Source organism: Nonomuraea longispora (genome assembly GCF_004348345.1).
Classification (GTDB): domain Bacteria; phylum Actinomycetota; class Actinomycetes; order Streptosporangiales; family Streptosporangiaceae; genus Nonomuraea; species Nonomuraea longispora.
On the sequence record NZ_SMJZ01000278.1, the window covers coordinates 1 to 9113 of the forward strand.

General features: G+C 75.0%; 8 protein-coding genes. 1 reads left to right on the forward strand and 7 read right to left on the reverse strand.

Going from position 1 to position 9113, the window contains the following annotated elements; genetic code table 11:
• From E1267_RS40415 to E1267_RS40435, 6 genes are all read right to left on the reverse strand, one after another.
• Window positions 1-253, reverse strand: a 253-nt coding sequence (locus E1267_RS40415) for a VOC family protein (RefSeq protein WP_181957909.1), incomplete at its 3' end; no start/stop codon positions are given.
• Complete coding sequence (locus E1267_RS45080) at window positions 250-1242, reverse strand: alpha-ketoacid dehydrogenase subunit beta (protein ID WP_165960078.1); 993 nt, start codon at window positions 1240-1242, stop codon at window positions 250-252. The genes E1267_RS40415 and E1267_RS45080, both read right to left, overlap by 4 nt.
• Window positions 1235-2182, reverse strand: a complete 948-nt coding sequence (locus E1267_RS45085; RefSeq protein WP_220449914.1) for a thiamine pyrophosphate-dependent dehydrogenase E1 component subunit alpha — start codon at window positions 2180-2182, stop codon at window positions 1235-1237. Before E1267_RS45085 ends, E1267_RS45080 begins: the two co-directional genes overlap by 8 nt.
• Window positions 2175-3530 carry a lyase family protein gene (locus E1267_RS40425; protein WP_220449915.1) on the reverse strand — a complete coding sequence of 452 codons (1356 nt, stop codon included), beginning with the start codon at window positions 3528-3530 and terminating at the stop codon, window positions 2175-2177. Before E1267_RS40425 ends, E1267_RS45085 begins: the two co-directional genes overlap by 8 nt.
• A gap of 2 nt (window positions 3531-3532) precedes the next feature.
• Window positions 3533-4291 carry an SDR family NAD(P)-dependent oxidoreductase gene (locus E1267_RS40430; RefSeq protein WP_132341072.1) on the reverse strand — a complete coding sequence of 253 codons (759 nt, stop codon included), beginning with the start codon at window positions 4289-4291 and terminating at the stop codon, window positions 3533-3535.
• Between the two features lie 87 nt (window positions 4292-4378).
• Entirely contained in the window at window positions 4379-6166 is a 1788-nt protein-coding gene (locus E1267_RS40435) for an aldehyde ferredoxin oxidoreductase C-terminal domain-containing protein (RefSeq protein WP_165960079.1), read from the reverse strand.
• A 188-nt stretch (window positions 6167-6354) separates the two neighbouring features.
• On the opposite strand from E1267_RS40435, the gene E1267_RS40440 reads away from it, so the two are divergent.
• Window positions 6355-7626, forward strand: a complete 1272-nt coding sequence (locus E1267_RS40440; RefSeq protein WP_132341076.1) for a cation:proton antiporter — start codon at window positions 6355-6357, stop codon at window positions 7624-7626.
• Window positions 7627-7678: 52 nt separating this feature from the next.
• On the opposite strand, the gene E1267_RS45090 is transcribed toward E1267_RS40440, so the two are convergent.
• On the reverse strand, window positions 7679-9113 hold a 1435-nt coding region (locus E1267_RS45090), incomplete at its 5' end, for a WD40 repeat domain-containing protein (protein ID WP_165960080.1).

Genomic DNA, 9113 nt, shown 5'->3' on the forward strand with positions numbered 1-9113 from the left:
GGTCACGGGGGCGGCCGCGGGGGCGTACGTACTCGACCAGTTCCAGGTCGTGGGTCGAGAGGCCGCGGGGCTGGCCGGGCACGGCGAGCTGGGCGACGCGGAGCACGGCGTCGGGGTGGCCGACCAGCCTGCGGGTGTAGGCGTTGTCCTGCTCCTGCCGGTGCACGAGGGTGAGGCCGAGCAGGTCGCGGTAGAACGCCACGGACCTGTCGAGGTCGGCGACCGTGAACGAGAAGTGCCAGACGCCTCTCATCGCGGCGCCTCCTGCCGTACGAGGGCGCGCACCTCGTCCGCGATGCGGCCGGCGCCGGGCACCAGGGCCTGGGCCAGCGTCGGCGCGGCCGGCATCCGCACGTCGGGCGTGCCGATCCTGAGGGGCGGCGCGAGCAGCGGCACGCCGGCGCCGGCCACGCGGGCGACGACCTCCGCGCCGAAGCCGCCGGTGAGGTTCGCCTCGTGCACGACCGCCAGCCTGCCGGTGCGGCGGAGGCTCTCCAGCACGGCACCGGTGTCGAACGGGTTGAGCCACGGCGTCTCCACGACCTCCGCGTGCATCCCCTGGTCGGCCAGCGTTCCGGCCGCCTCCAGCGCCCGGTGCGTCATCGCGCCCCAAGTGACGATCGTGACGTCGGAGCCGGTACGGCGGGTGCGTGCCCCTCCCATCGGCGCGACCGGGCCGCCCGTCCGCACCCGCTCCTTCGCGCCGGCGTACAGGGTGCGGTTCTCGATCACCAGCGTGGGGTCGTCGCCGTGCACGGCCGTCACCAGCAGGTCGTAGGCGTCCTGCGGCGTGCTCGGCATGCACACCCGCAGCCCCGGCACGTGCAGGAACAGCGCCTCCAGGCACTGCGAGTGCTGGGCGCACGCGCCCGGCGCGCCGCCCTGCTGGGTGCGGATCGTCAGCGGGGCGCTCAGCCGGCCGCCCGAGACGTAGCGCACGTTGGCCGCTTGGTTGACGATCTGGTCGAGCGCCACCAGGGAGAAGTCGGCCCACATGATCTCCACGATCGGGCGGCGGCCCATCATCGCCGCGCCCACCGCGCTGCCGAGGATGGCCGACTCGCTGATCGGCGTGTCGAACACCCGGTCGCCGTACCGCTTGCGCAGGCCCCTCGTCACGCCGAACACGCCGCCGGGCACGCCCACGTCCTCGCCGTAGACCAGCGTCTCCGGCAGCTCCTCCATGAGCCGGTGCAGGGCCGCGTTCACGGCCTCGCCGTAGGTGAGCTCGCGGTCAGGCATACAGGTGCTCCCTCGCGGTCGCAGGGTCGGCGAACGGCGCGTCGAGCGCCGCGGCGGCGGCGGAGTCCATCTCCGCCCGAGCCCGGCGCTCCACCGCGTCGACGTCGGCGGCGGGCACCCCGTCGGCGAGCAGCCCCTCGCGCAGCCGGGCGATCGGCTCCCTGCGCCTGATCCGCTCCAGCTCCCCGGGCTGACGGTAGGTCTCGGCGTCGCCGATGTAGTGGCCGGCCAGCCGCTCGGTCACACACTCCAGCAGCGTCGGCCCGCCGCCCTCGCGGGCGACCTCCAGGGCGTCGCGCATGTGGAAGCGCACCGCCTCGGCGTCGTTGCCGTCGACGCGGTGCCCCGGCATCCCGTACGCGGCCGCGCGGCCGGCCAGGCGCGGCGTGCGCACCATGTCGGCGATCGGCGTCAGCTCCGAGTAGCGGTTGTTCTCGCAGACGAAGACCACCGGCAGGGAGAGGGCGGCGGCGAAGTTCATCGCCTCGTGCACCGCGCCCTGGTTCATCGCGCCGTCGCCGAACACGCTCACGGCGGCCCGGCCGGAGCCGTCGAACCTGCCCGCCAGTGCGGCGCCGCACGCGATCGGCGCGCCGGCGCCCACGATCGAGTTCTCGCCGTGGAACCCGTGCTCGGCGGCCGTGAAGTACGCCGAGCCGCCCCGGCCGCCGTTGACGCCGCTCGCCCGGCCCGTCAGCTCGGCGAACAACGGCTGCGGCGGCACGCCCCTGGCCAGCGCCCAGCCGTGCCCGCGGTAGGTGGCGAACAGCGCGTCGTGCGGCTCCAGCACGTCGCACGCGCCGATGGGGACGGCTTCCTGGCCGATGCACAGGTGCACCGATCCCACGATCGGGCCTTCGGCCCGCAGGTCGCGCACCTTCTCCTCGAACGCGCGGATCCGCCACATGGCCAGCAGGTCCGCGAGCCGTCTCTCACTCAACGCTCTTTCTCCATGCGTCCAGGGCCGCGGCGCAGATCGCCCCGGCGTCGCCGATGTAGGACTCGGGCGGGATGGGCAGCGCGCCCAGGCCCGCCAGGTCGTCGGGGCCGGCGACGTCGCGCAGGGCGTCGGCCAGCGCCCGCCCGCGCTCGCGCGCCTCGTGGGCCGCCCGGTAGACCAGGTCGTGCGCCTTCTCCCGGCCCAGCACCGGGGCCAGGCGCATCATGTACGCCTCCGCCATGATCAGGCCGCCCTCCGCGCCCAGGTTGGCCCGCATGACGGCGGGGTAGACCCGCAGCCCGGCGGCCACGTCGGCGGCCGTGGCCAGCGCGCCCGCGGCCAGTTCAGCCAGCAGCGGCACGACGTACCACTCGATCTGCCACTCGCCGGCCGCACGCTCGTGGCCCGCCTCCATCGCGCGGAACAGGCCGGAGCTGAGCGCGCCCGCCGTGCCGGACATGCCGATGACGGCCTCGCAGCCGATGGGGTTGGCCTTCTGCGGCATCGTTGAGGACGCTCCCCGGTGGTGGCCGCCGGCCTCGCGCACCTCGCCGATCTCGGTCCTGGACAGGTCCACGATCTCGCGGGCGAAGCGGGCGGCCGTGGCCGCCAGGCCCGCGCAGGTCACGCCGAACTCGGCGACGCCGTCCCTGGCCACATGCCAGGGCACCTCGGTGGCGCGCAGGCCGAGCCGCCCGGCCATGCCCTCGCGCACCTCCCGGGCTCGCTCGCCCATCGCCGCCGACGTGCCGCCGGCACCGAACAGCGACACGACCCGCACCTGGCGGGCGGCGCGGGCCACCCGCTCGCGCTGCCGCGCCGCCTCCGCCAGCAGCACCGCCAGCTTCGCCCCGAACGTCGTGGGCACCGCCTGCTGGGCGTGCGTGCGCGCGGCGGCGACGGTGTCCGCGTGCGCGGCCACCAGGCGGGCGATCTCCTCGCCGAAGGAGCCGAGCAGCGTGGCCAGGCGGTCGAGGGCCTCGCCCATCTGCAGGGCGAGGCCGGTGTCCATGATGTCCTGCGTGGTGGCGCCGTAGTGCACCCGGCCGCCGGGCCCGTCCGGCAGGGCCGCCGCGATCATCCGTACGAGGGGGAGGATCGGGTAGCCCACGTTCGCCGCCTCCTCCCACAGGCGGTCGAGGTCGATCGTGGCCGGCACGCAGGCCGCGGCGATGGCCCGCGCGTCGGCCGCCCCGATGACGCCCGCCTCGGCCTGGGCCAGGGAGAGCGCGGCCTCGGCGCGCAGCCAGGCGAGCACGGTGCGCTCGGCCGAGAAGATCACGGCCATCGCGCGGTCGCCGAACAATTCGGGCAGCAGCTTGAACGTCTGCGTGGGGTCGGCGGGCACGGTCAGTTCATCTCCAGCCCGCCGTCGACGTTCAGCGCCTGGCCGGTGACGAACGACGCGAGGTCGCTGGCCAGGAACAACACCGCGGAGGCGACCTCCTCCGGTCGGCCGGGGCGGCGCAGCGGGGAGCGTTCGCCGACCTCCCGCAGGTAGCCCGCGCCCGCGCCGGAGCCGAAGCGCCGGTCGCGGTCGCGGATGATCTCCTCCCACATGGGCGTGAGGAAGACGCCGGGGCAGACCGCGTTGACCCGTACGGGGGCGAGCGCCTCGGCGGCCGACTTCGTCAGGGAGAGCAGCGCCGTCTTGGCGGCGGAGTAGTGGGCCGCGTCCGGGCGGCCGGAGCGGGCGGCGACGGAGGCGAGGGTGACGATCGAGCCGCCGCCCTGCCCGGCCATGCGCCGGCCGACGGCCTGGGTGAGCCAGAAGGCGGCGTTGAGGTTGGTGTCCACGATCCGCAGCCACTCGTCCGGCTCGATGTCCAGCAGCGGCGTGGTGCGCATGGCCCCGGCGCAGTTCACCAGCACGTCGATCCGGCCCGGACCGGCGGCCAGCGCCCGCACCTGGGAACGATCGGTGAGGTCGGCGGACCGGGCGGTGACGCCCAGCGTGGCCGCCGCCTCGGCGAGCCGCGGGCTCTCCAGGTCGGAGAGCACGACGTCGGCCCCGGCCTCGGCGAGCGCGCGGGCGCACGCCAGCCCGAGACCCCCCGCGCCGCCCGTGACGAGCGCCGTGCGCCCGCTCAGGTCGATCGTGACAGCCATCCCCGATGATCTCCCTCACGCAGGTCAAACGATTGACTTGACCATAACAGCGGCCTCGTCGACCGAACAAGAGGGAGATCAACCGTTCTATCGGGAAATATCCGGCCAACCGAGTTCCGCGTAGAACGCCGCGCTCGCCCGCGCGAACGCGGCGCGGTCGAGCACCGCGCCCTTGTGGCGGCCCTCCGTGATCGGCTCGTCGTGCATGCGCGCGGGCAGCTCGCCGGGGCCGCCGCCCTCCCTGACCGCGTACGCCCGCAGCTCGTCCAGCCGGAGCTGCCCGGCGGCCAGCAGGTCGTCCAGCGTGAACCCGTCGCCGAGCACGGCGGTGACCAGCGCCGTCAGGCGGTCGATGGTCAGCGGGCGCGTGGGGGAGGAGGCGAAGACGCACAGGTTGAGCGCGTCGAGCCCGCTCCAGAGCCGCAGCAGCCGGGCGGTACGCCGCCCGCGCTCCTCGTCCAGCACCCCGGCGGGGGCGGGCTCGGCGCCGATCCGCCGCGCCTCGGGGAAGCTGTAGCCCAGCCCCAGGACGGGATCGAAGTCGAGGTCGTGCTCCACGGCGTCGTAGCGCGGGCCGCCCGGCGCGAGCGCGTACCCGAGCCCCACGCCCGGCTGGACGCGCGGATCGAAACACGGCATCTCCACGCCCCTGACGGCCATCGCGTACGCCGCCGCGCCCGCCCCCACCCGCGCCGCAGCCCTGGCAGAGCCCTCCGCCAGCAGGTCGCCCATGGCGCCGGCGCGGGCGGCGACGTCCTCGATCAGGCCAGGCAGCGCCGTCGCGTCGCCGAACGCCGGGCCGCCCGGCAGCAGGCCGCGCGCCGCGCACTCCATCGCGAAGGCGAGCGTCCCGCCCAGTGAGACCGGGTCGAGTCCGAGGTCGTTGCAGAGGGCGTTCGCGGCGAGCACGGCGTCGAGGTCGTCGATCCCCAGGTTCCACCCGAGCGACAGGAACGCCTCCTGCCCGAGCCCGCCGGTGCGCCGCTCGGCCGTCCCGGGCGGGGCGTACACCTTGAGGCAGTCGTTCGGGCATCCCGGGCACGCGCCCGTGGTCGCCACCGCCCGCCCGTCGTAGTCCCCGGCGTCCGGGACACGCAGCCCGCTCGCCCCCGGCATCGAGAAGTTCCGCACGGACACGTAGCCGGGGTCGAGGGGATCACCCGCCCACCCGGCGAAGCCCGGCTCGCGGGCCTGCAGTGCCGCCAGCGGGTTCGTGTCCAGCGACTCCCGGTAGAAGGCCGTCAGCGCGGCGACCGTGCCGGGATCGGCGACCGGCGCGGGGGCGTCGCCCGCGCACACGATCGCCTTGAGGTTCTTGGCGCCGAGGACCGCGCCCAGGCCGTACCGCCCGGCGGGATGGGCGTGGCCGGTGACCACGCTCGCGTATCTGACGAGGTTCTCCCCGGCCGGGCCGATGGTCGCCACCTGCGCCGTCGCGCCGTGCCTGGCGCGCAGCGCGTCCGTCGTGGCGGCCACGCCGAGCCCCCACAGGCCGCTCGCGTCGTGGCAGGTGACCTCGCCGCCCTCCACCAGCACGTACGACGGCCGCTCGGCCCGCCCGGTCACGGCCAGCGACTTCGCCACCGCCCCGCGCATCCCGGCCGCGAACGGCCCCAGCGCGTGCGCCTCCCCGGCCACCCCCGTCAGCGGCGACTTGGCCAGGAACACGGCCTTGGCCAGGCCGGGCGCCTCCGTCCCGCCCAGCATGCCCGCGGCCACGTACAGCAGGGCGCGGGGGTCGTACGGATCCAGCCCCGCGGGCACGCGCTCGCTCAGCAGTCGCAGCCCGAGAACGGACCCGCCGTAGTGTCCCCTCTCGGCGGAGCGGTCTTCGCGAACGACGTTCCCGCTGGTCAGATCGACGATGAACGGCAACAAAGCCTCCTTGAGTCGAAGGAGGCGGCCGGCCCCGGGCAGGCCCGTCGCCGTCCGCCAGGCCCAGAAGCGGCACACCATCACATATCACCGCAGGGGCGCAACCCCGCCTTCTTGCACGTGACGTGCGAAAGGGGGCGGACGGGTTGTGCGGATTTTTCGCGACCGCCAGGGCAGGAGATCAGGCGATGACCACTCCCGATCTCATCCTGGCCCTGGCCGGTGGAGCCGCGCTGCTCGCGGCCTTCCTGCCGCAGGCGCTCGCCAGCAGACCCCTGTCCTTACCTCTCGTCTACCTCCTGGGCGGCATGGTGCTGTTCGCCCTGCCGATCGGCCTGCCCGACCCCGACCCCGTCGCCCACCGGACGGCGCTCGAGCACATCACCGAACTGTGCGTCGTCGTCTCCCTCATGGGGGCCGGCCTTGCCATCAACCGGCGGGCCGGGCTGCGCTCCTGGTCCACGACGTGGCGGCTGCTCGGCCTGTCGATGCCGCTCACCGTCGCCGGCGTCGCCGTCGCCGCCACCCTCCTGCTCGGCTGGCCGGCCGGGGCGGCGTTGCTGCTCGGGGCCGTGCTGGCGCCCACGGACCCGGTGCTCGCCTCCGACGTGCACGTCGGCGAGCCCGTCGACGCCGAGAACGCCGACGACGAGGTGCGCTTCGCCCTCACCTCGGAGGCCGGGCTCAACGACGGGCTGGCCTTCCCCTTCGTGCACGCCGCCATCGCCGTCGCGGTGGCCGGCGGCGCCGGCTGGGTGGGGGAGTGGGCGCTCATGGACGTGCTCTACCGCACCGCCGCCGGCATCGTCTCAGGACTGCTGATCGGCTGGCTGCTCGGCCGCCTGTTCTTCCGCGCTCCGTCCGGGGGGCTGCGCCTGTCGGAACGCCGCGACGGCTTCGTCGCACTCGCCGCCACGCTCCTGTCGTACGGGGTGACCGAACTCGTGCAAGGGTACGGCTTCGTCGCCGTGTTCGTCACCGCCTGCGCCATCAGGCGGGGCGAGCACGGCCACGGCTACAACAACGTCCTGCACGGCTTCGTCGAGCAGATCGAGCGGCTGTTCACTGCCTGGCTGCTGCTCCTGCTCGGCGGCTTCGTCGCGGCCGGCGGCCTGTCCGGGCTCACGTGGCGCGGCACGGCCGTCGGGCTGCTGCTCCTGCTCGTCATCCGGCCGCTGACGGGCTGGCTCGCCCAGGTGCGCGGCCCGGCCGGGCCCCGGGAGCGCCTGGTGATCTCCTTCTTCGGCATCCGGGGAATCGGGTCGCTGTTCTACCTGGCGTACGCGCTGGGCCAGACCGGCTTCGGCGTGCCCGCCGAGGAACTGTGGGCGGTGACGGGTTTCACCGTGGTGGCCTCGGTCGCCCTGCACGGCCTCACGGCCACTCCGATCATGAAGCGCATCGACGCGCTCCGCGACCGCGCCGGAAACGGCGTGCCCGCCGCCGGGCCGCCCGGCTGACCGGTCCGGCGCACTGCCCGGGGCGCCACGAGCATGATTGCCCCCCGCGGCGTCAGGGCGGGCCGAGGCTCCAGATCCGTACCGTCCTGTTCGCGTCCACGCCCGCGACCACCGGCCTGCCGCCGAGGTCGGCCAGCGCCAGGGCCTGGGCGGCGCCCCCGTCCGCGGGGCCCAGCGTGCCGATGGGTTCGCCGTCGTCGAGGTCCCAGACCCGGACGAAGACGTCGCCGCCCAAGGGGGCGTGGGTCACGGCCGCGATGGGCAGTTCCCCGAGCCGCCCCGCCACGAGCGCGATGGTGCCCCGGTCGTCAGGGCTTGCGCCGCTGAAGTTCCACATCTTCATCCGCTTGCCCGTCGCCAGGTCGTGCACGCGGAGGGTGGCGTTCTGGTGCGTCGAGACGACCACGGGCCGGCCCGCCACCTCGCCGCCGGCCAGGAGTTCGATCCCGCTGTACGTGCCCATGCCGAACGAGTGCCGCAACTTTCCCACCGGCAGGCGCCACACCCGGACGCGCCCGCGTCCGTCCCCCGTGACCAGCACGTCGTCGCCCCCGAGCCGCCCGAACGCCAGCCCGTGAACACCCTGGTAGTGATCGTCGATCGCGGAACCGATCTGCCTGCCGGTGCCGATGTCCCACAGCCGCACGACGCTGTGCAGGTCCCTGGTGATGTCGTACTTCTGCGACACGGCGATCGCCGTGCCCTCGTCCGTGACCGTGACCGCGATGATCGGGTCGCCGGCCCGGTGGCCGGCCAGGCTCTCGCCCGTCAGGCTCCACAACCGCATCCTGCCGTCGGCGTGCCCCGAGGCGACCACCGGCCGGTCACCCACGCGCCCGGCGGCGACCGAGGTGGCCGCCGCCCCGCCGTCGCCGATCCGGATGACGCCCCGAGCACCGTCGCCCGCAGCGCCGTCGCCCGCAGCGCCGTCACCCGCCGTGTCCCAAGCGAGCACCGCCCCCTTGCGGGTGGCGCACACGACCGTGGTCCCCGAGACGGACATGGCCACCGCCTGGCCGTACTTCGAAGGCAGCGCCGCGGGTTGCCTGACCGGCGTGCCGAACGGCTCGGCCGAGGCTGCCGGTGAGGAGACAGGTGAGGACGCAGGGGTGGATTGCGCGGTCGGTGCCGGGCTGCCGCTCGCTCCTGGCGAGGAGACGCCCTGACCGGGACGGTCCGTACGTTCGCCACCCGGCCGGAGGACCGGGCGGCCGGGATCCAGGAGGCCACGGTCGGGGCGGAACACGGCGAACGCGGACAACCCGAGCGCGGCCGTTGCGGCCACCCCGCCGATCAGAACGCGGCGGCTGAGCGCCCCCGCCCGCGGCGGCGCGGTCTCCGTCTCCGGCGACCCGTCACCGCCGTCCGCCGCCCCAGATACGGACGCCGCCCCGCCGCCCGGTGCGGGGTCGTGGACCGGTGCCGGTGGTGGCAGGCCGTCCGGCGCCTGCCCTTCCAGGGGTCCGGCCGTCGCAGGGTGCGGGCGG